Here is a 24,624-nt window from a genome sequence, read left to right as displayed (position 1 = left end):
CGAGGGAGCTTGCTCCCGCTGGGCTGCGAAGCGGCACTCAAGCCATTCACCTCGAGATTCAGGTAAATCGCGGTCGGCGGCTTTCACGACTGCTGCGCAGCCGAGCGGGAGCAAGCTCCCTCGCCACAGGAGCGTGCCGGCTCAGTTGGCGGCTTCAACGGTACCAATGAAATTCGCCAGCTCCGCCGTCTGCGGGTTGGCAAACAACACCTTCGGATCCCCCACTTCATGCACCTTGCCATGGTGCATGAACACCAGTTTGTCGCCGACCTCCCGGGCGAAGCGCATTTCGTGGGTGACCATGATCAGCGTCATGCCTTCTTTCGCCAATTGGCGCACCACGGCCAGCACTTCATTGACCAGTTCCGGGTCCAGCGCCGAGGTGATCTCGTCGCACAGCAGCACTTTCGGCGACATTGCCAGCGCCCGGGCAATTGCCACGCGCTGTTGCTGCCCACCAGACAACCGATCCGGAAACGCATCGAACTTCTCTCCCAGGCCGACGCGTTCGAGCATCTTGCGCGCCAGTTCGGCCGCCCTGGCCTTCGGTACCTTCTGCACCACTTGCGGCGCGAGCATCACGTTTTCGCCCACGGTCAGGTGCGGAAACAGGTTGAACTGCTGGAACACCATGCCGACTTTCTGCCGCAGGCTGCGCAGGTCGGCGCGGGCGGCGTCGAGGTACTCGCCGTCGACTTCGATTACCCCGTCATTGATCGACTCCAGGCCATTGAGGGTGCGCAGCAGGGTCGATTTGCCCGAGCCGCTGCGGCCGATGATCGCCACCACCTGGCCTTCCTCGACGCTCAGGTCGATGCCTTTGAGCACGTGGTGATCGCCGTAGTATTTATGCAGGGCGGAAATTCTAAGCAGAGGCATGCAGTCTCCTTTCCAGGTAGCGCGCACTGAGCGACAAGGGGTAGCAGAGCAGGAAGTAGCCGAGGGCGACGAGGCCGTAGACCATGAAAGGTTCGAATGTGGCGTTGGCGAGCATGCCGCCGGTCTTGGTCAGCTCGGTGAAACCGATGATCGAGGTCACTGCCGTGCCCTTGACCACTTGCACCGAGAAGCCCACGGTCGGCGCGACCGCGATGCGCAGCGCCTGCGGCAGGATCACGTAGCGCAGTTGCTCCAGCGGATTCAGCGCCAGACTCGATGACGCTTCCCACTGACCGTGAGGGATCGCTTCGACGCAACCGCGCCAGATCTCCGCCAGATAGGCACTGGTAAACAGCGTCAGGGCAATCGCCGCGGCCATCCACGGCGAAATTTCGATCCCGGCCAGCGCCACGCCGAAGAACACCAGGAACAGCTGCATCAGCAGCGGTGTGCCCTGGAACAGTTCGATCCAGGTGCGGGCAATGTTGCTCGGCAACGGGTTTTTCGAGATGCGCATGACCAGAATCAGCAACCCGACGATCCCGCCACCAATGAACGCCACCAGCGACAGCGCCAGCGTCCACTGCAGGCCGGTGAGCAGGTTGCGCAGGATGTCCCAGAAGGTGAAGTCGCTCATCGGCTGCTCCTCGCGATATAGCGGCGGCCGACCCAGTTCAGCAACTGGCGGATCAGCAGCGCCATGCACAGGTAAATCAGCGTGGTCAGCGCGTAGGTTTCAAAGGCGCGGAAGTTGCGCGACTGAATGAAGTTGGCAGCGAAGCTCAGCTCCTCGGTGGCGATCTGCGAACACACCGCCGAGCCGAGCATGACGATGATGATCTGGCTGCTCAGTGCCGGCCAGACCTTGCCCAGCGCCGGCAGCAGGATCACATGGCGGAACGCTTCGAAACGGCTCATCGCCAGTGCGGCAGCGGCTTCCAGCTGCCCGCGCGGAATCGCCTGGATGCCCGCGCGGATGATCTCGGTCGAATACGCGCCGAGGTTGATCACCATTGCCAGCACCGCTGCCTGCCACTCGGAAATCTGCACCCCAAGCGACGGCAAGCCGAAAAAAATGAAAAACAGCTGCACCAGAAATGGCGTGTTGCGGATCAACTCGACGTAGACGCCGAAGAGTGCCGAGAACGGGCGAATGTTCCACGCCCGTACCAACGCGCCAACGATGCCCACGCCGACCCCGAACAGCGCGCCAATCGCCGTCAGTTCCAGGGTGAACAGAGCGCCGCGCAGCAGCAGGTCGGTGTTTTGCACCACCGGCATGAAATCGAACTGATAAGCCATCAATTGTCTCCCGCGCGATCGATCAGAGATCGGCCGGCAGCGGCTCTTTGAGCCAGGTCTGCGAGTTTTTCTCCAGCGCGCCGTCGGCCTTGGCGGTGGCGAGAATCTCGTTGACCTTGCCCAGCAGCGCCGGCTCGTTCTTGTTCACGCCGACGTAGACCGGCGAATCCTTGAGCTTCACTTTCAGCGCCGGCACGCGTTTCGGGTTCTTCTCGCTGATCGCCACCATCACCACGTTGCCGCTGGCGATCAGATCGACCTGACCTGCCAGATAGGCGGCAATGGTCGAGTTGTTGTCTTCGAAGCGCTTGATGGTCACGCCTTCGGGAGCGACCTTGGTCAACTCGATGTCTTCGATGGCGCCACGGGTGACGCTGATGGTCTTGCCCTTGAGGTCGTCGAGGCTGCTGATCGCTGCGTCAGGCGGACCAAACACCGCGAGGTAGAACGGCGCATAGGCGTGGGAGAAGTCGATGACCTTTTCGCGCTCCGGGTTCTTGCCGAGGCTGGAAATCACCAGATCGACCTTGCCGGTGGTGAGGAACGGGATGCGGTTGGTGCTGTTGACCGGGGTCAGTTCGAGTTTGACCTTGAGCTGCTCGGCCAGCAGTTTGGCCGTGTCGATGTCCAGGCCGCGGGGCTTCATGTCCGGGCCGACCGAGCCGAACGGCGGGAAGTCCTGAGGCACGGCGACTTTCAGTGTGCCGCGTTTGACCACGTCTTCCAGACCGTCGGCGTGGGCGGGCACCTGGCTCAGCATCAGGCTGGCAAACAGGGCGGTGAGGAGGGCGCTGTAACGCAGGCTCATGGCAAATCTCCGGATCGGCGGGAAGTGTTTTCTGCGATCGGACAGAGCATGCGCCGTGCCAACACCGCGCCGGATGCCGCGCAGGCCGCGGATTTGGCGTGTTCTTTCGGTCTTACTGGTCTGAACAGTCAGGATGTTTTTCGCACCTCGATAGCGCATTGCGCCAAGGCGTCGAACCCCGCTGGGGCACGACTTGCCGGATCCGGCGAATAGCTTTACAACTAGCCGCACCTTGGCCTGACTCATCTTAAAAACCATGAACTCGATCTCCCGCGCCGTACCCGAAGTGGCGCTGCAAGCGATTCGCAAACTGATCACCGAACAGGGGTTCGGTGCGGGCGATGCGTTGCCGTCGCAACGGGATCTGGCGGTGCAACTGGGGGTCAGTCGGGCGTCGTTGCGCGAGGCGCTGTCGTCGCTCAGTGCGCTAGGCGTGGTCAGCATCCAGCCGGGCAAAGGCGTGTTCGTGCTGGCACCGGTGGACATTGCGCAGGGTGACCATGCGCCGGGCTGGCCGTTTGCGGCGCAGGCCTCGCCGCTGGACATCTTTCAGTTGCGCTATGCGCTGGAGGGGTTTGCCGCCGGGCTGGCGGCAGTGACCTTGAGCACGATCGATCTGGATGCGCTGGAGGACAACGTTGCGGCAATGCGCGAGCAATTGAAGGCTGGGGACTTCGAGGCCGCAGCGAAACTCGACTTCGAATTCCACCGGCGCATACTGTTGGCCAGCGGCAATCAGGCGATGCTGAGCATCCTCACCGCCAGCGCCGAGATCTTTCTGGAGAGCCAGAAGCTACCGTTCATCCGCGCCGAACGGGCGATGGAGACCTGGCAGGAACACCGCAAGATCCTCCGCGCCCTCGCGCGCCGGGCCTCCGCCGCCGCCCAGAAGGCCATGCAAGAGCACGTGCGCAACGCGGCGCTGCGCACCGGGATCGCCTTCATCGCCCCCGCCACCGCGTGACTTGGGCTATACCCAGACTCATGGGGCGCCATAGCAAGACTCAATCAACTGCGGCTTCCTGAACAAGGGAAGGGCGGATATGATGGGCCACGTTTTTTTGCTTACAACCTGGAGAATTCCATGAGCAGCGATCTGATCAAACACGTTAGCGACGCCAGCTTCGAAGCCGACGTACTCAAGGCCGAAGGCGCTGTACTGGTCGACTACTGGGCTGAATGGTGCGGCCCTTGCAAAATGATCGCTCCGGTTCTGGACGAGATTGCCGAGACCTACAAAGGCAAGCTGACCGTTGCCAAACTGAACATCGACGAAAACCAGGAAACCCCGGCCAAGCACGGCGTGCGTGGTATCCCGACGCTGATGCTGTTCAAGAACGGCAACGTTGAAGCGACCAAAGTCGGCGCCCTGTCGAAGTCGCAACTGGCTGCTTTCCTCGACGCCAACATCTAAGCGTCGCTGTAAATCGCCGAAAAAAAGCCTCGCAATTTGCGGGGCTTTTTGCGTATTCAGGGCTAGACGCTCCGAAACTCAGGTGGTACATTCGGCCCCGCACTGGTTTCTCCACTGCCCCCTGCTAGCCGTCGCCGACGCACTCCTTTTCGAACAAGTTCGCGATCCTGTCGCCTTCTCCGCGGCGCGGCCTCATTAAGCCAAAAGCTTAATTTCCCCCCTCCATAAATGATTACGTCATTCCTATATGAATCTGACTGAACTCAAGCAAAAGCCGATTACCGAACTGCTCGAATTGGCCGAACAGATGGGCATAGAAAATATGGCCCGTTCGCGCAAGCAGGACGTGATTTTCTCCCTGCTGAAAAAGCACGCGAAAAGCGGCGAGGAAATCTCCGGTGATGGCGTGCTGGAGATTCTCCAGGACGGCTTCGGCTTCCTGCGCTCCGCTGACGCTTCCTACCTCGCCGGCCCGGACGATATCTACGTCTCGCCGAGCCAGATCCGTCGTTTCAACTTGCGCACCGGTGACACCATCGTTGGCAAGATCCGTCCGCCGAAGGAAGGCGAGCGTTACTTCGCTCTGCTCAAGGTCGACACGATCAACTTCGATCGTCCGGAGAACGCGAAGAACAAGATTCTCTTCGAGAACCTGACCCCGCTGTTCCCGACCGTGCGCATGAAGATGGAAGCCGGTAACGGTTCCACCGAAGACTTGACCGGTCGTGTGATCGACCTGTGCGCCCCGATCGGCAAAGGCCAGCGTGGTCTGATCGTTGCACCGCCGAAGGCCGGTAAAACGATCATGCTGCAGAACATCGCAGCGAACATCGCCCGTAACAATCCTGAAGTTCACCTGATCGTGCTGTTGATCGACGAGCGTCCGGAAGAAGTGACCGAAATGCAGCGCACCGTGCGCGGCGAAGTGGTTGCCTCGACCTTCGACGAACCGCCGACCCGTCACGTGCAGGTTGCCGAAATGGTGATCGAGAAGGCCAAGCGCCTGGTCGAACACAAGAAGGACGTGGTGATCCTGCTCGACTCCATCACCCGTCTGGCCCGTGCCTACAACACTGTGATCCCGAGCTCCGGCAAGGTGCTGACCGGTGGTGTCGATGCTCACGCCCTGGAGAAACCGAAACGTTTCTTCGGTGCTGCGCGCAACATCGAAGAAGGCGGCTCGCTGACCATTATCGCCACCGCGCTGGTTGAAACCGGCTCGAAGATGGACGAAGTGATCTACGAAGAGTTCAAGGGTACCGGCAACATGGAACTGCCTCTGGATCGCAAGATCGCCGAGAAGCGTGTGTTCCCGGCCATCAACATCAACCGCTCCGGCACCCGCCGCGAAGAGTTGCTGACTGCCGATGACGAACTGCAGCGCATGTGGATTCTGCGCAAGCTGCTGCACCCGATGGACGAAGTGGCTGCCATCGAGTTCCTGGTCGACAAGCTGAAAACGACCAAGACCAACGACGAGTTCTTCCTGTCGATGAAACGCAAGTAACATCGCCGCTGAACCGATAAAAATGGCGTCCCGCGCGGGGCGCCATTTTTTTGCCTGAGTTTTGCCCGGATTATGGGAGGTTCCCGATCTGGTAAGGTCTGTGATCGGGCACTACAACCAGCAGCGCTCGCGAGCCTCTCGACTCGGGCTCGCGCTGTATAAAACCACCACCTGATTGGCATTAAAGATTTTATGAGCACACTCGCTTATCGAAGGGATATCGACGGCCTGCGCGCAGTCGCGGTGATCGCCGTGGTGCTGTTTCACTTTGGCGTTCCGGGGTTTACCGGCGGTTTTGTCGGCGTGGACGTGTTCTTCGTGATTTCCGGCTACCTCATCACCTCGATCATCTGGAACCAGCGTCAAGCCGGGCGTTTCAGTTTCGTCGAGTTCTGGGCTCGGCGTGCGCGGCGGATTCTGCCGGCGCTGTTCGCGATGATCATTGCGGTGCTGGCGGTGGGCTGGTTCCTGCTGGCGCCCAAGGACTACGAAGAGCTGGGGCGTTCGGTGCGCTATCAGGTGACGTTCGTCTCGAACATCCTGTTCATGCGCCAGGACGGTTACTTCGACGTCGCCTCTGACTTGAAACCGCTGCTCCATACCTGGTCACTGGCGGTGGAAGAGCAGTTCTACATCTTCTTCCCGCTGCTGCTGACGTTGCTCTCGAGCCGGTTGAAACACTGGCGGCTGGCGCTGTTCGCTGTGCTGCTGGTGTCGTTCGGGCTGAGTGTGTGGGCGATCAATCATCATCCGGAGAAAGCTTTCTTCCTGCTGCCGATGCGTGCCTGGGAGTTGCTGGCCGGGGCGATGCTGGCGATTGCCCCGAAACACGCCTGGCGTTTGAAACCGCTGGCCGCACAGGCCTTGAGCCTGCTGGGCATGGGGTTGATCCTGCTGGCAGTGTTCGTTTACGACAAGTCGACGCCGTTCCCGGGAGCGACCGCGCTGCTGCCGGTGCTGGGCGTGGTGCTGCTGATTCTGGCCAACGGTCATCGCGAAACGCTGGTTGGTCAATTGTTGAGCAGTCGGGTGATGGTCGGCCTCGGCCTGATTTCCTATTCCTGGTACTTGTGGCACTGGCCGGTGTTCGTGTTTTCCAGCTACGCCAGCGTCGATGAGCCGGGCGCGCTCGACACGGCCGGGTTGATCCTGCTGACCCTGGTGCTGGGTTATCTGTCATGGAAGTTCGTCGAAACGCCGTTCCGTGAACGGCGTTTGCTCGCCGGCCGTCGGCAGATTCTGTTGGCCGGTTTCTGCGGCATCCTGGTGCTCGGTCTGGCCGGGCAATCGCTGCGCTGGACCGATGGCCTGCCATGGCGCCTGTCCGAGCAGGCCCTGCAATACGCCAAGGGCCGCGAGTGGCGGCCGGAGCTGATGGCGTGTCTGGCGGATGACAAGACCCCGGACGACAAGCTGTTCTGCCATTACGGCATGACGGACCTGCCGAGCCGCGCCATGGTCTGGGGCGACAGTCACGCCACGGCGCTGATCCCGGTGTTCGATGACGGCGCCAAGGCCTACGGCGTGAGCGTGATCCTGGCCAGTTCTCCCGGCTGCATTCCGGTCGATGGGCTGGAACATGACGGTGTCTGTGCGCGTTTCAACCAGCGTGTCGAGCAGGGGCTGAAGGCGCAATCGGTCAGCGATGTGGTGCTGGTTGCGCGTTGGAGCCTGTACCTGTACGGCGATGCCAAAGGTGATCTGGGCCATGTGCTGAGAACCACCGATGGCCGCTATGATCGTGCCGACGCCGAGCGGCGCCTGGCCGAAGGTCTGCGGGCCCGAGTGGCGCAATTGCGTGCCGGCGGGCATCGCGTATGGCTGGTGAAAGAGGCGCCGCTGCAGGCGTTCAGTCCGCCCTATCGGCTGACACGTCTGGCGATGCTTGATCGTCCGGTCGATGACGTCGGGCTGGACGTCGAGGCGCACCACAAACGCCAGGTGTTCATCAGTCAGCTGTTTGCGCAACTTGCGCAGGAGGATCCGGCCGTGCGCGTGGTCGATCCGGCGCCACGGCTGTGCGATGACAAAGGCTTGTGCCACGCTGAACTCGGCGGCTATTCGCTGTACACCGACGACAATCACTTGTCCGAAGTCGGCGCACGCTTCGTTGCGCCGATCCTCGAGCCGCTGTTTATGAGCCTGCAAGCCCGGGAAAACCGGGGGAAAGCGCAGACCAATGCAGCCAAGTAAGCAGCGACAGGCTGCCACAGGGCTGCATAGCAGGTAGGATGTACGCCTATTTTGAGGGTGCCATCGTCAATGAAATTCAAGGATCTTCGGGATTTCGTGCAGCAGCTTGAGCAGCGCGGAGAGTTGAAACGCATCCAGATTCCCGTCTCGCCGGTGCTGGAAATGACCGAGGTGTGCGATCGCACGCTGCGGGCCAAGGGCCCGGCGCTGCTGTTCGAGAAGCCGACCGGCTATGACATTCCGGTGCTCGGCAACCTGTTCGGCACCCCTGAGCGGGTAGCCATGGGCATGGGCGCCGAGTCGGTCAGCGAGTTGCGCGAGATCGGCAAGCTGCTGGCCTTCCTCAAGGAGCCGGAGCCGCCGAAGGGCTTGAAGGACGCGTGGTCGAAGCTGCCGATCTTCCGCAAGATCATTTCGATGGCACCGAAAGTCGTCAAGGACGCGGTGTGCCAGGAAGTGGTTATCGAAGGTGACGACGTCGACCTGGCGATGCTGCCGGTGCAGACCTGCTGGCCCGGCGACGTCGGTCCGCTGATCACTTGGGGCCTGACTGTCACTAAAGGCCCGAACAAGGAGCGCCAGAACCTCGGTATTTACCGTCAGCAAGTGATCGGCCGCAACAAGGTGATCATGCGCTGGCTCAGCCACCGTGGCGGTGCGCTGGACTTCCGCGAGTGGTGCGAAAAGCATCCGGGCCAGCCGTTCCCGGTGTCGGTCGCGCTGGGCGCCGACCCGGCGACCATCCTCGGCGCCGTGACGCCGGTGCCGGACAGCCTTTCCGAATACGCTTTCGCCGGCCTGCTGCGCGGTAACCGCACCGAGCTGGTCAAGTGCCGCGGCAACGACCTGCAAGTGCCGGCCACTGCCGAAATCATCCTCGAAGGCGTGATCCATCCGGGCGAAATGGCCGATGAAGGCCCGTACGGCGACCACACCGGTTACTACAACGAAGTCGACAGCTTCCCGGTGTTCACGGTCGAGCGCATCACCCACCGGATCAAACCGATCTACCACAGCACCTACACCGGCCGTCCGCCGGATGAACCGGCAATTCTCGGCGTGGCGCTGAATGAAGTATTCGTGCCGATCCTGCAGAAGCAGTTCCCGGAAATCACCGACTTCTACCTGCCGCCGGAAGGCTGCTCCTACCGCATGGCCGTGGTGACGATGAAGAAGTCGTATCCGGGGCATGCCAAGCGCGTGATGCTCGGTGTCTGGTCGTTTTTGCGACAGTTCATGTACACCAAGTTCGTTATCGTCACTGACGACGATATCAATGCCCGCGACTGGAACGACGTGATCTGGGCCATCACCACGCGCATGGACCCCAAGCGCGACACGGTGATGATCGACAACACGCCGATCGACTACCTCGACTTCGCCTCGCCGGTCTCGGGCCTGGGCTCGAAAATGGGCCTGGATGCCACCCACAAGTGGCCGGGCGAAACCACTCGCGAGTGGGGCCGTGTGATCGTCAAGGACGACGCCGTCACCCAGCGGATCGATGCCATCTGGAATCAGTTAGGAATAGATTGATGCGTGTAACCCTGCAGCCCTCCGGAGCGGTGCTTGAGATACGGCCCGGCGAGCGGATTCTCGATGGTGCGCGGCGCCTGGGCTACGACTGCCCGCAAAGCTGCCGCAACGGCAATTGCCACGTGTGTGCGGCGCTGCTGGTGGAAGGCCGGGTCGAGCAGGCCGGCAAGGTGCAGGACCACGGCGAGTTCTACACTTGCATAGCCGAGCCGCTGGAAGACTGCGTCCTGCTGTGGGATGGCGTGCTCGCGCTGGGAGAACTGCCGGTGCGCAGCCTGTCGTGTCAGGTCATCGAATGCCGGGACGTCGGCGGCGACACCTGGCGCGTGCGCCTGCGTGCGCCGGCCGGCAAGCCACCGCGTTATCACGCCGGGCAGTACCTGATGATCGAGCGCGAGAGCGGCGAGAAGTCAGCGTTCTCCATGGCCTCGGCACCGCACGGCGGACGGGATCTGGAAATCCACGTGCTGGCCCGTGAGGCCAGTGCGCTGAGCCTGATCGAGCAACTGCAGCGCAACCCGCTGGTGCGCGTCGAACTGCCGTTCGGCGACACGCATCTTGCCGAATTGCCTGACGGGCCGCTGGTGCTGATCGCCGCCGGCACCGGCATGGGCCAGATTCACAGCCTGATCGAACACTGCCGCGCCAACGGCTTCAAACACCCGGTGCATCTGTACTGGGGCGTGCGTCGCCCGGACGATTTCTACGACATCGAGCATTGGGACGAATGGCTGAAGCTACCCAATCTGTTCCTGCACAAAGTGGTCAGCGACCAGTGCGGTTGGGAAGGGCGCTGCGGGATGTTGCACCAGGCCGTGTGCGAGGACTTCGCCGATCTGAAGGCCCTGCACGTCTACGCCAGCGGTTCGCCGGCGATGGTCTACGGCACGCTGGATGCGCTGGTGGAAGCCGGGATGGATGCGCACCAGATGCGCGCCGACGTATTTGCGTACGCGCCGCGATCTTGAGCCCCGTCCCTAGAAACGTACGCCGCTAGTCACCATCGCCGCATTGGCGCCGAGAAACACCAGCTCGGCGGCCAATGGGCCGTAGTGAGTCCCGACGGACGGAATGATCACTGGCGCAACGCCATAGCGGTTCAACGGGATCTTGTCCTTGTAATCACCGCGATAACCCTGCAACAGCCCACCGGTGACTTTCAAATACACCGGATACTCACGGCTGTCATAGCGCTTGCCGGCATAGGCGTAGTTCGAGCGCTGGCGGAACGAGTTACGGAAAGTTGCCCCGCCAAAGACCCAGCCGGAAGCCTGATTGCGTTCGATGCCGATCAAATCCTGATGATTATTGTGCTCGGGCTCGGGCGAGTAATGTCGGGTGTAGACGCTGGTCTGGGCATACCAGAAGCCCGTGTCCTGCGCATCGTCCGCGGCCAATGCATGGCCGGTCTGAGTCATCAGCAATACGGTCAGAAGTCTTCGGATGTTCATTGTGCAGCCTCGGTTAAACGGGATGGCTTGCGCCAGAGGAAGGCCGTTATACGTAGGCGTTCAGCGACGGAGAAGAAAGAAAGTCCGACATTTTAGTAGGTAGTTTCCCGCGCCTTCATGAACGAAACCTGAACAAGTGAAGGCTTATGCATATTTCATTCGGGTATTTAAGATATTGCTGCAAGGGTATTAGGCTATATAAAACCGGATAACCGGGCAGATGATCCCGCATTATCGTTGTCAGGCGGGTCATACATCCTTTAGCACTTTTCGTTTTACAGTTACTGCTATATGTTCTATCAAGCGAATTGTGCTTACATCTTGTAATACTTGCGGGGCCGAACACTTCCGTCATGACAGCCATTGAATCTGCTTTTGTGAATCTGGCTTACCCTCCGCGGCTCGATCTGGGGCCGCAGCTGACCCACGAACAACTTCTCGTCTCGATGCAATCGACCATGGCGCGCCACAAGGGTGGGCCGGTGTGGCTGTTTGCTTACGGCTCGCTGATCTGGCGCCCGGAGTGCACGGCGGTGGAGCGGGTGCGCGGGCGAGTCCACGGTTACCATCGCGGCTTGTACCTGTGGTCGCATGAGCATCGTGGAACGCCGGAAATGCCCGGGCTGGTGTTCGGTCTGGATCGTGGCGGTTCGTGCAGCGGCTTCGCCTATCGGCTGCCGGAAGAGAATCTCGACGCTGCGCTGTACGCGCTGTGGAAACGCGAGATGCCGTTCCCGTCCTATCGCCCGCACTGGCTGAACTGCCGGCTCGAAGATGGCAGTCAGGTTCAGGCGTTGGGGTTTGTTCTGGAGCGACACCTGCCCAGCTATGCCGGCAACTTGCCGGATCATGTGCTGAGTCAGGTGTTCGAAAGCGCTTGCGGGCGCTACGGCACCACTCGCGATTATGTCGAGCAGACCGCCCACGCCCTGCGCAGCCACGCCATGCCGGATCGAAATCTGGAGGCGCGGCTCAAGCGCTGTCAGGCAAAAGCCGATCAGGCGACGGCTTCGCGGCTCTGACTGGCGACTTGCTTGTGCCATAGCGTCGGGGCCAGGAAGGCCATCGACAGCAGGCAAGCGCCCACCAGCAGGACAAAACCACCGTCCCAGCCGAAGTGGTCAACGGTATAGCCCATCGCCGCACTCGCTGCGACCGAACCGCCCAGATAGCCGAACAGACCGGTGAAGCCTGCTGCCGTGCCGGCGGCTTTCTTCGGTGCCAGCTCCAGCGCCTGCAGACCGATCAGCATCACCGGGCCGTAGATCAGAAAACCGATCGAGAACAGCGCGATCATGTCCACGGTCGGGTTGCCGGCCGGGTTCAGCCAGTACACCAGCGTCGCGACGGTCACGAGTGCCATGAACACCATGCCGGTGAGGCCACGGTTGCCACGGAAGATCTTGTCCGACATCCAGCCGCACAGCAGCGTGCCCGGAATGCCCGCCCACTCGTAGAAGAAATAAGCCCACGAAGTCTTGTCGACGTCGAAGTGCTTGGCTTCTTTGAGGTAGGTCGGCGCCCAGTCCAGTACGCCGTAGCGCAGCAGGTAGACGAAGACGTTGGCCATGGCGATGTACCAGAGCATTTTGTTGCGCAGCACGTATTTGACGAAGATTTCCTTGGCGCTGAATTCGTCTTCGTGGCTGGCGTCATAGCCTTCCGGGTAGTCGTTCTTGTACTTCTCGATCGGCGGCAGGCCGACCGATTGCGGGGTGTCGCGCATGGTGATGAAGGCAAACACCGCCACGCCCAGCGCTACCGCTGCCGGGACGTAGAACGCTGCGTGCCAGTCATTGAACAGGCCCATGCCGATCAGGAACAGCGGGCCGATCAGACCGCCGCCGACGTTATGCGCCACGTTCCACACCGAGACCACGCCGCCCCGTTCCTTCTGCGACCACCAGTGCACCATGGTGCGCCCGCTCGGCGGCCAGCCCATGCCCTGGGCCCAGCCGTTGATGAACAGCAGGATGAACATCATGGTCACGCTGGACGTCGCCCACGGCGCGAAACCGAAAATGAACATCACTCCAGCCGACACCAGCAAGCCGAACGGCAGGAAGTAGCGCGGATTGGAACGGTCGGACACCAGGCCCATCAGGAACTTCGACAGACCGTAGGCGATGGCAATGGCCGACATCGCCAGACCCAGATCGCCACGGCTGTAGCCCTCGTCGATCAGGTACGGCATGGCCAGCGAGAAGTTTTTGCGCAGCAGGTAGTAACCCGCGTAGCCAAAGAAAATACCGGCGAAGATCTGCCAGCGCAGGCGTCGGTAAGTGCTGTCTATTTTTTCTTCAGGCAATGGAGCCTGATGTGCGGCAGGACGAAAGAAAGCAAACATTCAAGAGCTCCAGATTTCTTGTTTTGACTGCGGATGCGAATGTTACAGTTTCGTTACCGAAAATAGCACCGGTTCGCATCGGCAAAACAGCGGAAAATGTTGGAAGTCGCATGTTCTTTTACGAACCTGTCGCTCAGCTGTAAAAACAGGACGTTTTCACCACTTATCAACACGGTGTGGCATAGACTCGCGGCCCGTTCAGCCAATTGATCAGCAGAGATAGGAAATGGCCCTGAAGGTTCGCATGTTGGTGCCGAGGTTCTTGGTGGCGGCGGGGCTCGCCGTTGTGCTGCTGACATTGATCGTCACTGATCATCCTTCCCATTCCGGCCTGCGCAACGCTACGGTGCTGATCATCCGTCATGCGGAAAAACCGGATGTCGGATCTGTGCTCAACGCCCGGGGCGAACAGCGTGCAGCCGCCTACGTCGACTATTTCACTGCGCTGCAACTCGACGGCCAGGTGCTCACCCCCCAGCGTTTGATCGCTGCCGGCGACACCCCGGAGAGTTCGCGCTCGCGCCTGACCCTGACCCCGCTGGCCCAACGCCTGAACCTCGCGATCGAGCAGCCCTACGTCAATGGCGATCTGCATCAATTGGTCAAACTGTTGCGCAAGAGCAATCTGGCGCAAACGGTGCTGATCGCCTGGCACCACGGCCACATCAACAAACTGCTCAAGGCCTTTGGTGGCGATCCCACAGCGCTGATGGGGCAGGAAAAATGGCCGGATGACGTCTTCGACTGGCTGATCGTCCTGCGCTTCGATGACAAGGGACGGCTGCTTCCGTCCCGCAGCCTGAAGGTTCAGGAGCATCTATTGCCGGGCGACGCGGCAGCGACCAGCGGCGGCTAAACATCCGTCAGAAAATGTACCTGAAGCCCGTTGCGCAGGGCGTTCGCCTGTTTTCTTGTCAGGATCAGGAAATGTCCTGCATTCAATAGCGAAGCTGCGCCATTCAGTTAACAGGCAGTGCTCCGTAACCTTTCTGTTGTTGCCGGACAGGCATCTCAATCGGGAAGGGGCGAGATCATGCGGTGGTTCTTTGCTGGGCTTTTATTGACGATCTTCAGTCTTGCGCTGGCAGCGGAAGGATTACTCATACCGGAAAACAATCCCAAGCCGATTTACCCGAAGCTGTTGCGCAGGGCCGGGGTCGAAGGCGAGGTCAGGGTCAGTTTTGTCGTCAAGGCGGATGGTTCGGTCAGCGCGATCAGCATTGTGCAAAGTGATCACCCTGATCTGGCTGAGGCGGTCAAAGATGCAATAACACAGTGGCGCTTCAAGCCCTGGACGGCTGAAGACGGGCGGCCTGCAGAACAGCCCGTGGTGGCACCGATGCTCTTTCGACTGGGCCGGGACGAGCCGATCCACCTCAATCAGTGGCTGAAGTCAGTGAAGTGTCATGTCATCAATGGCAGTTTCAGGAATATGCCTGAGTACGCCTGGGTCGACGCGGACGTGTTTCATTACACCCGCGCTTACCTTTCGAACGCGATCCACAAGAGTCAGTTGGCCGATGATCAACGTCTGGCAATCATCGCCAGGATGAATCGGCGCGTACCGATGATCGTCAGAGGCTGCCGGGAGGCCCCCATGCGGAGATACATGAGTTTTCTGCCGGGAGAGGTTCGTGACTTGCTTTGATAACCAGCGCCGCTGAGAGTGAAGCTGTGTTGCTGCCTGGCGCAAATCGGGCCGGCTCCAAGGGGGCGCCGGCCGGGAAAAACTCAGCGCACCTGCACCACCACCTTGCCCACCGCCTTGCGCTGCCCCAGATCGTTGATCGCCTGCGCCGCGTTGCTCAGCGGGTACACCTGCGACACCAGCGGTTTCAACTTGCCTTCGGCGAACCAGCCGAACAGTTGCTGGAAGTTCGCCGCGTTGTCCTGTGGCTGGCGCTGGGCGAAAGAACCCCAGAACACGCCGAGCACGGCTGCACCTTTGAGCAGCGCGAGGTTGACCGGCAGCTCGGGGATGCGTCCGCTGGCGAAGCCGACCACCAGCAGGCGGCCGTTCCATGCGATGGCGCGAATGGCCTGGTCAAACAGGTCGCCGCCGACCGGGTCGTAGATCACGTCGGCGCCCTGGCCGTCGGTGAGGCGTTTGATTTCGTCCTTGAGGCTGGTTGCGCTGTAGTTGATCAGTTCATCGGCGCCAGCCGCCTTGGCGACGGCGAGTTTTTCCGCGCTGCTGGCGGCGGCAATGACCCGGGCGCCCATGGCTTTGCCGATCTCCACTGCCGCCAGGCCGACGCCACCGGAAGCGCCGAGCACCAGCAAGGTCTCGCCCGGTTGCAGGTTGGCCCGTTGCTTGAGGGCGTGCATCGAGGTGCCGTAGGTCATGCTGAACGCGGCGGCGGTGTTGAAATCCATCGACGGCGGGATCGGCAGCACGTTGTAGCCCGGCACCGCGACCTGTTCGGCGAAACTGCCCCAGCCGGTCAGGGCCATGACCCGGTCGCCGACGTTCAGATGGCTGACCTTTTCACCGACGGCGCTGACCACGCCGGCCGCTTCGCCCCCAGGGGAAAACGGGAAGGGCGGCTTGAACTGGTACTTGCCCTCGATGATCAGCGTGTCCGGGAAGTTGACCCCGGCGGCGTGCACCTCCAGCAGGATTTCGTTCTTCTTCGCGACAGGACTGGCGACGTCTTCCAGCACCAGCGATTCGGCAGGGCCGAAGGCTTTGCACAGCACGGCTTTCATCAGGGCTATTCCTTTGGGAGTGATGGCCGATAAGTGTAGGTATGTCAGTCAACGGGTCAACGAGCATGCCCGGCCCTGATAGTCAGCCATAAGCTTGTGCTTGCGCGGCGGGTCGTTATGCTAGGCCGCAAACCGGATAAGGAGCGAATTGTGAAAGCGTGGATCATGTTGTTGCTGGCCCTGTCTCTGCCTGTGGCAGCGCTGGCCGAAGAAGCCAAAGAAGGCGAGGCGCCGAAAGTCAATTACATCACTCTGAGCCCGCCGTTCGTGGGCAATTACGGGCTGGACGGCACGCCGAAGCTGAAGGTCTACAAGGCCGACGTGGCGCTGCGTGTGACCGGTGAAGAGGCGACCAAACTGGTCAAGGCCAACGAACCGCTGATTCGCAATCAACTGGTGGCGCTGTTCACTCAGCAGACCACCGAGGCGATGGGCAGTATCGAAGGCAAGGAAAAGCTGCGTCAGGAAGCCCTGAAGCAGACCCAGCAAGTGATGAATGACGAGACCGGCAAGCCGGTGGTTGAAGATCTGTTGTTCAACAACCTGATCATTCAGTAACCACACTGACCGCTGTTCAGGACGCCAGGCTTTTGCGAAAGCGTGCCAGCGCAATGAGGAAGAACAGCAGGCCGATGGCCGTCAGCGCCAGCAAGTCCGGCCAGACCACGCTCAGCCCGGCGTCGCGAAACAGAATCGCGGCGCTGAGGCTGACAAAGTGCGTGGACGGCGAGCCCTGCATCACCCACTGCAACCATTGCGGCATGCTGTCCAGCGGTGTGCTGCCGCCCGACAGCAGCAACATCGGGATGATCACTGGAATCGCCAGCAGGCCGAACTGCGGCGTCGAACGCGCCAGCGTCGCCAGAAAGATGCCCAGCGCGGTGCTGGCAAACAGATAAACCGCCGTCACCAGTAAAAACAGGCTCATCGAGCCGGCCAATGGCACGCCCAGCAGGCCTTTGACCACCACTTCCAGCGACAACCAGGTGCACAGCACCACCACCAGCAGGTTGCTCCAGATTTTCGCCAGCATGATTTCCAGCGCCGTCAGCGGCAGCACCAGCAAGTGGTCGAGCGTGCCGTGTTCGCGTTCGCGCAGCAGCGCCGTGCCGGTGAGGATGATCGCCAGAATGGTGATGTTGTTGACGATCTGAATCACCGCCAGAAACCAGCCACCCTCCAGATTGGTGTTGAACAGGGCGCGAGTAGTCAGTAGCACCGGCGCCTTGGTCGCTGCTTCACCCTGATCTGCATAGTCGAGTAACTCGCGTTGAAAGATCCGGCCAATGTAGCCAGCGCCCATGAATGCCTGGCTCATGGCCGTGGCGTCGACATTGACCTGAATCGCCGGTTGCCGCGCGGCGAGCAGATCGGTTTGAAAGCCCGCCGGGATGTTGATGACGAAGGTGTATTGACCGCTGTCCATCACCTGGTCCAGCTGAGGGTAAGGCAACAGTACCGGCGTCTGGAACTCTGGCGGCTGCAGGGCTTGGGCCAACTGACGCGAGAGGGCGCTGTGGTCTTCGTCGACGATGGCCACGCTGGCGTTGTGTACGCCAATCACCGAACCCGCGGCGGGCATGTAGATCGCCACGGTAAAGGCGTAGAACAGAAACAGCAGCAACACGCTGTCATGGCGCAGGCTGGTCAGTTCCTTGAGTCTCAGGCGCAAGATATGTGCGAACTTGTGCATCAGGCCTCCTGCTTTTTCAGCATGATCAGGCTCAGCCCGGTGAACCCGACAAAGAACCCGAACAGCGCCAGGCACTGCGGCCATAGCTGACGCACGTCCAGCGCTTTGGTGAACGTGCCCACCGCGATGTCGAGGAAGTGCCCCGCGGGAAACAGCATGCCCATCACCGCAGCCGCACCCTCCAGTGACGAGCGCGGCACGATCAACCCGGAGAACTGGATGGTCGGCAAGCTGGTGATGATCATGGTGCCGAGGATCGCGGCGATTTGTGTGCGGGTGAACGCCGAAATCAGCAGGCCCATGCTGGTGGTCGCCAGCACGTACAGCAGGCCGCCGAATGCCAGCGTCAGCAGGCTGCCCTTGAACGGCACGCCGAACAGCCAGCGATTCATCGCCACCAGCAGCGCGAGGTTGACCAGACTGACCAGCAGGTACGGCGCCTGCTTGCCCAGCAGAAACTCCAAGCGGGTCAGGGGTGTGGCGTAGAAATTGGTGATCGAGCCCAATTCCTTTTCGCGCACGATGCCCAACGCCGTCAGCATCGCTGGAATGAAGGCGAGGATCAGCGCCATGACCCCGGGGCCGATGGCGTTGACGCTGACTACGTCCTGGTTATAGCGAAAGCGGGTTTCCAGACTGGCCGCTGTCGGGTGGGCCAGCGCGGGGCTGCTTTGCTCGGCCAGTTGTTGCAGATTGGCCAGGTGCACGGCTTCAACATAGTTGCGGCTGGTTTCGGCGCGAAACGGCATGCCGCCATCCAGCCACGCCGCCACAGCGGGTTGGCGCCCGGCATACAGATCGCGGCCGAATCCGGGCGGGATTTCCAGCGCCAGTTTGATTTCCGAGCGTTGCAGGCGCCGGTGCAGCTCCTGTGGGTCATGAAGGGCCGGCTGCTCGTCGAAGTAGCGGGAGCCGCGAAACGCCTCAAGATAAGCCCGGCTCTGCGGCGTCTGGTCCTGGTCGTACACGGCGAACGCGAGGTTTTCCACGTCCAGGGAAATCCCGTAGCCGAAAATCACCATCATGAAAATCGCCCCCGCCAGTGCGAACGCCATGCGCACCTTGTCGCGCAGCAGTTCCTTGCCTTCGCGACGGGCCACCGCCAGCAGGCGACCGAGGCTGAAACCGTGACGCGGCACCGGGGTTGTCGCTGCGCTCGGCGGCGCCATCTGCGGCTCGGTTACAGGCGCCGATGCCTGAGCGCCCTGCGCCTGTTCCAGGCAAGTGACGAAGGCCGCTTCCAGCGTCTCTCCAGCGAACTGGCGTTGCAGTGCCGCCGGGGTATCGCACGCGAGAACCTTGCCGGCGTGCATCAGCGAGATGCGGTCGCAGCGCTGGGCTTCGTTCATGAAATGCGTGGAGAGGAAGATCGTCACGCCTTGTTCACGGGACAACTCGATCAACAGTCGCCAGAAGTCATCGCGGGCTGCCGGATCGACGCCGGAGGTTGGCTCGTCGAGGATCAGCACTTCCGGGCGGTGCAGCACTGCCACCGCCAGCGACAGACGCTGACGCAGCCCCAATGGCAACGCCCCGGAAGGCTGGTCGGCGACCGCGAGCAGATTGAAGCGCTGAATCAATGCCTCGATGCGCTGTGCGCTCTCGGTTGTGGGCAGGTCGAACAGCCGCGCGTGCAGTTCGAGGTTCTGTCGCACACTGAGTTCGCCATACAGCGAAAAGCTCTGCGACATGAACCCGACCCGCTTGCGCGTGGCCAGATCCTTGGCGTTCACCGGGTTGCCGAGCAGCGTTGCACTGCCTTCACTGGCCGGCATCAGCCCGGTCAGGACTTTCATGGTGGTGGTCTTGCCGCAGCCGTTGGAGCCAAGAAAACCGAAAATCTCGCCACGGCCAATGGCAAAACTGACGTGATCCACAGCGGTGAAATCGCCGAAGCGCAGCGTCAGGTCGTGGGCTTGGATGGCGATGTCGTTGCTGTTGCCGGTGCGCGGTGGAATCACCAGTGGTTGAGCGTCGTGCTGGCTGTCACCCTGGAAATGGGTAAAGGCGTCATCGAGTTTGCCGCTGGGGGTGACGGCCGCCAGCTCGCGGCTCAAGCCGGTGGCGATCAACTGGCCGGCGTCGAGCATCAGGCAATGCTCGAACTGCTCGGCTTCTTCCATATACGCCGTGGCGACCAGCAGCGTCAGTTGCGGGCGCTGGCTGCGCACGTCGTCGACCAGCTCCCAGAAACGCCGGCGCGAGAGCGGGTCAACGCCAGTGGTCGGCTCATCGAGGATCAACAGGTCGGGCTCATGGATCAGCGCGCAGCACAGCCCGAGTTTCTGCTTCATGCCGCCGGACAACTTGCCGGCGGGGCGCTCGGCGAATTTCAGCAGATCCGTGGCGAGCAACAGGCTGTGCATGCGCTGCTCGCTTTCAACCCTGGACAGGCCGAACAGCGTCGAGAAGAACTGGATGTTCTCGCGGATCGACAGTTCGGGGTACAAGTTGCCGCCCAGCCCCTGCGGCATGAAGGCGATGCGTGCATAGAGTGTGTCCCGATGCCGGCGATCCTGGATCGCGCCTCCGAGCACTTGCAGTTGCCCTTGTTGCAGGGTTTTCACGCCGGCGATCAACCCCAACAGGCTGGACTTGCCCGCGCCATCGGGGCCGATCAACCCGCAGCGGGTTCCGGCGGGCAGGCTGAAGGCGATCTCCTTCAGCGCTTGCTGTTTGCCGTAGCGGTGGGCGATACCGTTCGCTTGAACCGCAAGGCTGCTCATTGCAGATTGGCCGGCCATTCGACGGGTGCGATCCGCACATAGCCGGCGCCGGGCATGCCGGGCTTGGCCTGTGGCACGGCGCTGGGCTGGGTCAGGCGCAACTTGACGCGGAACACCAGTTTTTGTCGCTCGTCGCGGGTCTCGACTTCTTTGGGGGTGAATTGCGATTTGGCCGCGACGAAACTGATTTTTGCCGGCAGCGGTTTATCGGGCAAGGCATCAAGCAACACGCGCGCCTCGTCGCCCACGGCCAGGCGCCCGGACACCGCAGCTGACAGATAGAGGTTCATGTACTGGTCGTTGGGATCGATCAGCAACAAGACCCGGCCGCCGGCACCCAGCACTTCGCCGGGTTCGGCCATGCGCAGCTGGATCACGCCATCAATCGGCGCGCGCAGAAGGCTGTCGTCGATTTCGCTGGTCAGCTGCGCCACCTGCGCCTGCGCTGCGCCGATTGTTGCGCTGACGGCCGATACCTGGGCGCGGGCTGCGGTCACCGCAGCGTTGCCTGTGCCAATGCGCGACTGCAATTGATCGATGATCTGCGCGCTGACGTAACCGTGCTTGAACAGTGACTGCGAGCGGCCGAGCTCTTGCTGGGCCAGCAGCAGCTCACTCTGACGCAACTGCACATTGGCCTGAGCGGCGTTGAGATTCTCCCGGGCGCGCAGGACTTCGGCTTCGGCCTGATTGCGCTGGGCTTCGAGGGTGCGGGTGTCCATGCGCGCCAGCAGTTGTCCTTTGCTGACCTTGTCGCCTTCATCCACCAGCACCTCGGCCAGGCGCCCGGGAGTCTTGCTGGCGATCTGCACCTCGGTGGCTTCCAGGCGCCCGTTGCCCATCGACAGCCCCTCGACCAGCCGGCTGCTGATCGACATCCAGTAACCGAGGCCACCAGCGGCGGCGAGTAACACCAGGAGCGAACCGGCATATAGAAGTGAAGAACGGCTGTGCGTCGACATGGGGGCATCCTGCGGCTGTGGCGTCCAGTCTGACTGTTCAAGCGTTTCACTCGCTTGATGTCAGTCAAATGAGCGCCAAGCCTAGCCCTTTTTTCGGGTAAAAAACCGTGACCGGAGAGTTCTCAACGCAATCCGAGCACGACGGCCCACTGTTCGGCGGTCACCGGCATGACCGAAAGACGGCTGCCTTTTTGCACCAGCGGCATCTCGGCCAGTGCGGTCTGCTGCTTCAGATAATCCAGTTTCAGCACCCGGGCAAAGGTCTCGACGTGTGCAACATCGATCGCACTCCAGGCGTTTTTCTCGGGCGTGGCTTTCGGGTCGAAGTAATGGCTTTCGGGGTCCAGTGCGGTGGGGTCCGGGTAGGCTGCCTGAATAATCCTGCCGATTCCGGCAATCCCCGGTTCCGGGCAACTGGAGTGGTAGAAAAAGAACTCATCCCCGACCGCCATCGCCCGCAGGAAATTGCGCGCCTGATAGTTGCGAACCCCGTCCCAGCGCGCTTTTCCGAGTGTCTCCAGGCCTTTGATCGAGAGTTCGTCCGGCTCGGATTTCATCAGCCAATAGGCCATGTCTTTTGCTCCTCAAGCGGTGATTGGACAGGTTGTCGGGCAATTTTATGACAAACCGACAGTCGGTTGACGTCAGCATTTGCGCCCGGGTTCACGTTGTCGCAAAATGCCGGCCTTTAAAGCTTGACGCTGCTGCACGGCCTACGAACGGAAACCGCTGCTGTCATCGTGATGATGTGCCTTGAGGGGGGCAATCGATGAAACGCAAACCGGATTTGCTATGGACTTTGGTTATTTTGTTCGGCCTGGGCGTCGTGACCACCGGTTATGCGCAAAGTCTGTGGACCAGCAAGACCGATGCGCCGATTGAAGTCGCACAACAGGTCCAACAGTCGACCGCGTTCAAGCGCTGAAACAGCCTTCCCGACGTCGCTGACCTGCGCGGCGTCTACCCTGCGAAATACCACGCCTTATCGGTGACCGTGCCCTGCAACGGTACATCCCAGCTGGCCTGCGCCAGGCGTTCGACCTTCTGACATTCATGGGCCAGCCCCAGCAACGTCGGCTTGCGCCAGGTTTTGCGCCGGGCCAGGTAGGCCAGACTGCGGTCGTAGAATCCGCCGCCCATCCCCAGCCGTCCGCCGACATCGTCAAACCCAACCAGTGGCAGCAACACCAGATCCAGGGTCCAGATCCTGCGTTGCTGAGCCAGATTGGCTCGCGGTTCGAGAATGCGAAAGCGATTGGGCTTGAGCTTGTCGCCCGGGCGAATCCGCTGGAACACCATCTTGGTTCGCGGCCAGGCACTGAGCACTGGCAGGTAGGTGGCCTTGCCGCGCCGCTGGGCTTCGCGCAGCAGCAGGCGCGGGTCGATTTCACCGTCGGTGGGCAGGTACAGGGAAATGTGTCTGGCCCGGCGAAAGTGTGGGTCTTGCGCCAGTTGGCGGAACAGGCCTTTGGCGGCCTGGCGTTGTTCGCTCGGGGTCAATGCGCGGCGCGCCTTGCGCAGCAGACGGCGGAGTTGCGGGCGGGGCAGCAGCGCGGGTTCGATCATGGTTCGGCTTCGGCAGGTGAGGGCGGAAACGCACGCATAAAAAATCCGATGCCGGCAAAAACCGGCATCGGATTCGAATCAGGCTCCCCGGATGAACCGCTGTCAACTTAGCCCTTGAACCCGAAAGTTCAAGGTGGAGGATGCAGTAGACTTTAAGGCTTTCCGTCTGGCGGACATGCACACCAGCCCAACGTGCAACCTCCAGGGTAGTGCAAATCGGCTCAGGGACATCGTCAACTGGCAAGCACCCCAGGGAGTGCCGCGAGTATACCTCAAGCGGCCCGACGAATCAGCCCTTGGTGACGTCCGGATCGGTCGCCAGCACCAGATCGACACGATCGAGCAAGTCGCGCACCTGTTCACGGGTCGAGCCGCTGGCCTGGATGTCCGGGCGCTCTTCTTTGTGCAAGAGGTCGTGGGTGATGTTCAGCGCGGCCATCACGGCGATACGGTCGGCGCCGATGACTTTGCCGCTGCTGCGGATCTCGCGCATCTTGCCGTCCAGGTAGCGGGCGGCGCTGACCAGATTGCTGCGTTCTTCCTGGGGGCAGATGATCGAATATTCTTTGTCGAGGATCTGCACGGTAACGCTATTGCTTGAACTCATGAGTCTTGCTCCAGGGCCTTGAGGCGCGAAATCATCGATTCGACCTTACGCCGGGCGATTTCGTTTTTTTCAATGAGGTGAGCGCGTTCCTCGCGCCAGGTCTTTTCCTGAGCTAGTAAGAGTGCGTTTTGACTCTTAAGTTGCTCCACTCGACTAATCAGCAGTTCGAGTCTGGCCATCAGCGCTTGCAGGTCGGTGTCTTCCATTGTGTCCACTGAGTCGGAGTCTGTCTGATGGGATAGCTGGCGGACAGCCTTTAATAGTCTTGGCGAGTCTGTCGATGTAGGATACAAGGCCTTCATTCTAGACATAGCGCCGTCTGGCGCCTAGCTGCCCATGACCATTGCGAATTCCCCGTACCAAGCCTTTGCCACCCTGCTGACTGCCAGCGGCCACAACGTCTCGCCTGCCGAACTGCATGGCCTGCTGCTCGGCCGCAGCTGCGCCGGCGCCGGCTTCGATAACGAAGGCTGGTTGATCGACGCCGCCGAACTGCTCGAAGGCGATATCCAGGACAACGTCCGCAACGCCCTGATCGGCCTGCAAGAAATGGTCAAGGGTGAGTTGACCGGCAGCGACGTGACCGTCGTCCTGCTGCTGCCGACCGATGACGCGCCGCTGGCCGACCGCGCTGCTGCACTGGGCCAATGGTGCCAGGGCTTCCTCAGCGGTTTCGGCCTGAACTGCCGCGACAGCAGCATGCTCAGCACCGAAGCTACCGAAGTGCTGCAGGATCTGGCGGCGATTTCCCAGGTGCAAGATGCCCTGGAAGAGTCCGACGACGGCGAAAACGATTACATGGAAGTCATGGAATACCTGCGCGTCGCGCCGCTGCTGCTGTTCTCGGAAACCAGGAAAGCCGACGTGCCGCCAGCCGCCAAGCCGTCGCTGCATTAATCGCGTGCCAGGGAAAGCCATCTGCCC

The 24,624-nt window shown here is 61.3% G+C and carries 26 protein-coding genes and 1 other RNA gene; 12 read left to right on the top strand and 15 right to left on the bottom strand.

Annotated elements, in window-relative coordinates; translation table 11 throughout:
- Positions 1 to 141: 141 nt before the first annotated feature.
- Genes HXW87_RS02135 through HXW87_RS02120 form a run of 4 tightly spaced genes read right to left on the bottom strand, consistent with a single transcriptional unit; the run spans position 142 to position 2,989 of the window.
- Positions 142 to 879, bottom strand: coding sequence for an amino acid ABC transporter ATP-binding protein (locus HXW87_RS02135; protein WP_041072039.1), 738 nt, complete (start codon positions 877 to 879; stop codon positions 142 to 144).
- A complete protein-coding gene (locus HXW87_RS02130) occupies positions 866 to 1,516 on the bottom strand; it encodes an amino acid ABC transporter permease (RefSeq protein ID WP_041072041.1) in 651 nt (216 codons plus the stop codon). The genes HXW87_RS02135 and HXW87_RS02130 overlap by 14 nt, the downstream gene beginning before the upstream one ends.
- Positions 1,513 to 2,181, bottom strand: a complete 669-nt coding sequence (locus tag HXW87_RS02125; RefSeq protein ID WP_047297230.1) for an amino acid ABC transporter permease — start codon at positions 2,179 to 2,181, stop codon at positions 1,513 to 1,515. The genes HXW87_RS02130 and HXW87_RS02125 overlap by 4 nt, the downstream gene beginning before the upstream one ends.
- 22 nt (positions 2,182 to 2,203) lie before the next feature.
- The gene (locus HXW87_RS02120) at positions 2,204 to 2,989 is read right to left on the bottom strand and encodes a transporter substrate-binding domain-containing protein (RefSeq protein WP_121182570.1); all 786 of its coding nucleotides are present in this window, start codon (positions 2,987 to 2,989) and stop codon (positions 2,204 to 2,206) included.
- A gap of 256 nt (positions 2,990 to 3,245) precedes the next feature.
- Between HXW87_RS02120 and HXW87_RS02115 the strand changes: the two genes are divergently transcribed.
- From HXW87_RS02115 to HXW87_RS02090, 6 genes are all read left to right on the top strand, one after another.
- Positions 3,246 to 3,953, top strand: a complete 708-nt coding sequence (locus tag HXW87_RS02115; RefSeq protein WP_131670670.1) for an FCD domain-containing protein — start codon at positions 3,246 to 3,248, stop codon at positions 3,951 to 3,953.
- 120 nt (positions 3,954 to 4,073) lie between these two features.
- A complete protein-coding gene (gene trxA / locus HXW87_RS02110; protein ID WP_003206727.1) occupies positions 4,074 to 4,403 on the top strand; it encodes a thioredoxin TrxA in 330 nt (109 codons plus the stop codon).
- 247 nt (positions 4,404 to 4,650) lie between these two features.
- Positions 4,651 to 5,910 carry a transcription termination factor Rho gene (gene rho / locus HXW87_RS02105; RefSeq protein WP_003229334.1) on the top strand — a complete coding sequence of 420 codons (1,260 nt, stop codon included), beginning with the start codon at positions 4,651 to 4,653 and terminating at the stop codon, positions 5,908 to 5,910.
- 192 nt (positions 5,911 to 6,102) lie between these two features.
- The gene (locus HXW87_RS02100) at positions 6,103 to 8,103 is read left to right on the top strand and encodes an acyltransferase family protein (RefSeq protein WP_131670669.1); all 2,001 of its coding nucleotides are present in this window, start codon (positions 6,103 to 6,105) and stop codon (positions 8,101 to 8,103) included.
- A gap of 69 nt (positions 8,104 to 8,172) precedes the next feature.
- Positions 8,173 to 9,639, top strand: coding sequence for a 4-hydroxy-3-polyprenylbenzoate decarboxylase (gene ubiD / locus HXW87_RS02095; protein ID WP_007968427.1), 1,467 nt, complete (start codon positions 8,173 to 8,175; stop codon positions 9,637 to 9,639).
- Complete coding sequence (locus HXW87_RS02090; RefSeq protein ID WP_121182565.1) at positions 9,639 to 10,607, top strand: CDP-6-deoxy-delta-3,4-glucoseen reductase; 969 nt, start codon at positions 9,639 to 9,641, stop codon at positions 10,605 to 10,607. The genes ubiD and HXW87_RS02090 overlap by 1 nt, the downstream gene beginning before the upstream one ends.
- Before the next feature lie 9 nt (positions 10,608 to 10,616).
- On the opposite strand, the gene HXW87_RS02085 is transcribed toward HXW87_RS02090, so the two are convergent.
- Positions 10,617 to 11,090: a sn-glycerol-3-phosphate transporter gene (locus HXW87_RS02085; protein WP_275588834.1), complete on the bottom strand. Its 474-nt coding sequence runs from the start codon at positions 11,088 to 11,090 to the stop codon at positions 10,617 to 10,619.
- Between the two features lie 353 nt (positions 11,091 to 11,443).
- Between HXW87_RS02085 and HXW87_RS02080 the strand changes: the two genes are divergently transcribed.
- Positions 11,444 to 12,112 carry a gamma-glutamylcyclotransferase gene (locus HXW87_RS02080; RefSeq protein ID WP_041072057.1) on the top strand — a complete coding sequence of 223 codons (669 nt, stop codon included), beginning with the start codon at positions 11,444 to 11,446 and terminating at the stop codon, positions 12,110 to 12,112.
- Here HXW87_RS02080 and glpT read toward each other — a convergent pair.
- Positions 12,088 to 13,437, bottom strand: a complete 1,350-nt coding sequence (glpT, locus tag HXW87_RS02075) for a glycerol-3-phosphate transporter (protein ID WP_003229323.1) — start codon at positions 13,435 to 13,437, stop codon at positions 12,088 to 12,090. The two genes, HXW87_RS02080 and glpT, sit on opposite strands and share 25 nt — an antisense overlap.
- A gap of 226 nt (positions 13,438 to 13,663) precedes the next feature.
- Between glpT and HXW87_RS02070 the strand changes: the two genes are divergently transcribed.
- Both HXW87_RS02070 and HXW87_RS02065 read left to right on the top strand, forming a co-directional pair.
- Positions 13,664 to 14,293: a flagellar basal body-associated protein FliL gene (locus tag HXW87_RS02070; protein ID WP_131670668.1), complete on the top strand. Its 630-nt coding sequence runs from the start codon at positions 13,664 to 13,666 to the stop codon at positions 14,291 to 14,293.
- A gap of 177 nt (positions 14,294 to 14,470) precedes the next feature.
- Entirely contained in the window at positions 14,471 to 15,085 is a 615-nt protein-coding gene (locus tag HXW87_RS02065) for an energy transducer TonB (protein WP_239778380.1), read from the top strand.
- An 83-nt stretch (positions 15,086 to 15,168) separates the two neighbouring features.
- Here HXW87_RS02065 and HXW87_RS02060 read toward each other — a convergent pair whose 3' ends face one another.
- Positions 15,169 to 16,146, bottom strand: coding sequence for an NADPH:quinone oxidoreductase family protein (locus tag HXW87_RS02060; protein ID WP_047297223.1), 978 nt, complete (start codon positions 16,144 to 16,146; stop codon positions 15,169 to 15,171).
- A 150-nt stretch (positions 16,147 to 16,296) separates the two neighbouring features.
- Between HXW87_RS02060 and HXW87_RS02055 the strand changes: the two genes are divergently transcribed.
- The gene (locus HXW87_RS02055; RefSeq protein WP_027610485.1) at positions 16,297 to 16,704 is read left to right on the top strand and encodes a flagellar basal body-associated protein FliL; all 408 of its coding nucleotides are present in this window, start codon (positions 16,297 to 16,299) and stop codon (positions 16,702 to 16,704) included.
- Between the two features lie 16 nt (positions 16,705 to 16,720).
- On the opposite strand, the gene HXW87_RS02050 is transcribed toward HXW87_RS02055, so the two are convergent.
- The 4 genes from HXW87_RS02050 to HXW87_RS02035 all read right to left on the bottom strand — a co-directional run bounded on the left by HXW87_RS02050 (position 16,721) and on the right by HXW87_RS02035 (position 22,099).
- A complete protein-coding gene (locus HXW87_RS02050) occupies positions 16,721 to 17,839 on the bottom strand; it encodes an ABC transporter permease (RefSeq protein WP_239778379.1) in 1,119 nt (372 codons plus the stop codon).
- The gene (gene rbbA / locus HXW87_RS02045; protein ID WP_239778378.1) at positions 17,839 to 20,565 is read right to left on the bottom strand and encodes a ribosome-associated ATPase/putative transporter RbbA; all 2,727 of its coding nucleotides are present in this window, start codon (positions 20,563 to 20,565) and stop codon (positions 17,839 to 17,841) included. The genes HXW87_RS02050 and rbbA overlap by 1 nt, the downstream gene beginning before the upstream one ends.
- Positions 20,562 to 21,527, bottom strand: coding sequence for an HlyD family efflux transporter periplasmic adaptor subunit (locus tag HXW87_RS02040; protein ID WP_131670664.1), 966 nt, complete (start codon positions 21,525 to 21,527; stop codon positions 20,562 to 20,564). The genes rbbA and HXW87_RS02040 overlap by 4 nt, the downstream gene beginning before the upstream one ends.
- 122 nt (positions 21,528 to 21,649) lie before the next feature.
- Positions 21,650 to 22,099, bottom strand: a complete 450-nt coding sequence (locus tag HXW87_RS02035; RefSeq protein ID WP_047297220.1) for an EVE domain-containing protein — start codon at positions 22,097 to 22,099, stop codon at positions 21,650 to 21,652.
- A gap of 197 nt (positions 22,100 to 22,296) precedes the next feature.
- Between HXW87_RS02035 and HXW87_RS02030 the strand changes: the two genes are divergently transcribed.
- Positions 22,297 to 22,452 (top strand): hypothetical protein, encoded by a 156-nt coding sequence (locus HXW87_RS02030; protein ID WP_086792358.1) that lies wholly within the window; start codon positions 22,297 to 22,299, stop codon positions 22,450 to 22,452.
- Positions 22,453 to 22,487: 35 nt separating this feature from the next.
- On the opposite strand, the gene HXW87_RS02025 is transcribed toward HXW87_RS02030, so the two are convergent.
- From HXW87_RS02025 to HXW87_RS02010, 4 genes are all read right to left on the bottom strand, one after another.
- Positions 22,488 to 23,093, bottom strand: a complete 606-nt coding sequence (locus tag HXW87_RS02025; RefSeq protein ID WP_239778377.1) for a 5-formyltetrahydrofolate cyclo-ligase — start codon at positions 23,091 to 23,093, stop codon at positions 22,488 to 22,490.
- A gap of 80 nt (positions 23,094 to 23,173) precedes the next feature.
- A non-coding RNA gene (gene ssrS / locus HXW87_RS02020) (6S RNA) lies at positions 23,174 to 23,352 on the bottom strand.
- 30 nt (positions 23,353 to 23,382) lie between these two features.
- Entirely contained in the window at positions 23,383 to 23,700 is a 318-nt protein-coding gene (locus tag HXW87_RS02015) for a cell division protein ZapA (protein ID WP_008055229.1), read from the bottom strand.
- Positions 23,697 to 23,906, bottom strand: a complete 210-nt coding sequence (locus tag HXW87_RS02010; RefSeq protein WP_025112001.1) for a TIGR02449 family protein — start codon at positions 23,904 to 23,906, stop codon at positions 23,697 to 23,699. The genes HXW87_RS02015 and HXW87_RS02010 overlap by 4 nt, the downstream gene beginning before the upstream one ends.
- A gap of 130 nt (positions 23,907 to 24,036) precedes the next feature.
- Between HXW87_RS02010 and HXW87_RS02005 the strand changes: the two genes are divergently transcribed.
- Complete coding sequence (locus HXW87_RS02005) at positions 24,037 to 24,597, top strand: YecA family protein (RefSeq protein ID WP_121182553.1); 561 nt, start codon at positions 24,037 to 24,039, stop codon at positions 24,595 to 24,597.
- The last annotated feature ends 27 nt before the right edge of the window (positions 24,598 to 24,624 follow it).

It is taken from the genome of Pseudomonas sp. Y5-11, from assembly GCF_022368695.1.
In the GTDB taxonomy this organism is placed as follows: Bacteria; Pseudomonadota; Gammaproteobacteria; order Pseudomonadales; family Pseudomonadaceae; genus Aquipseudomonas; species Aquipseudomonas parakoreensis.
This window is presented reverse-complemented; position numbering and strand designations above follow the sequence as displayed.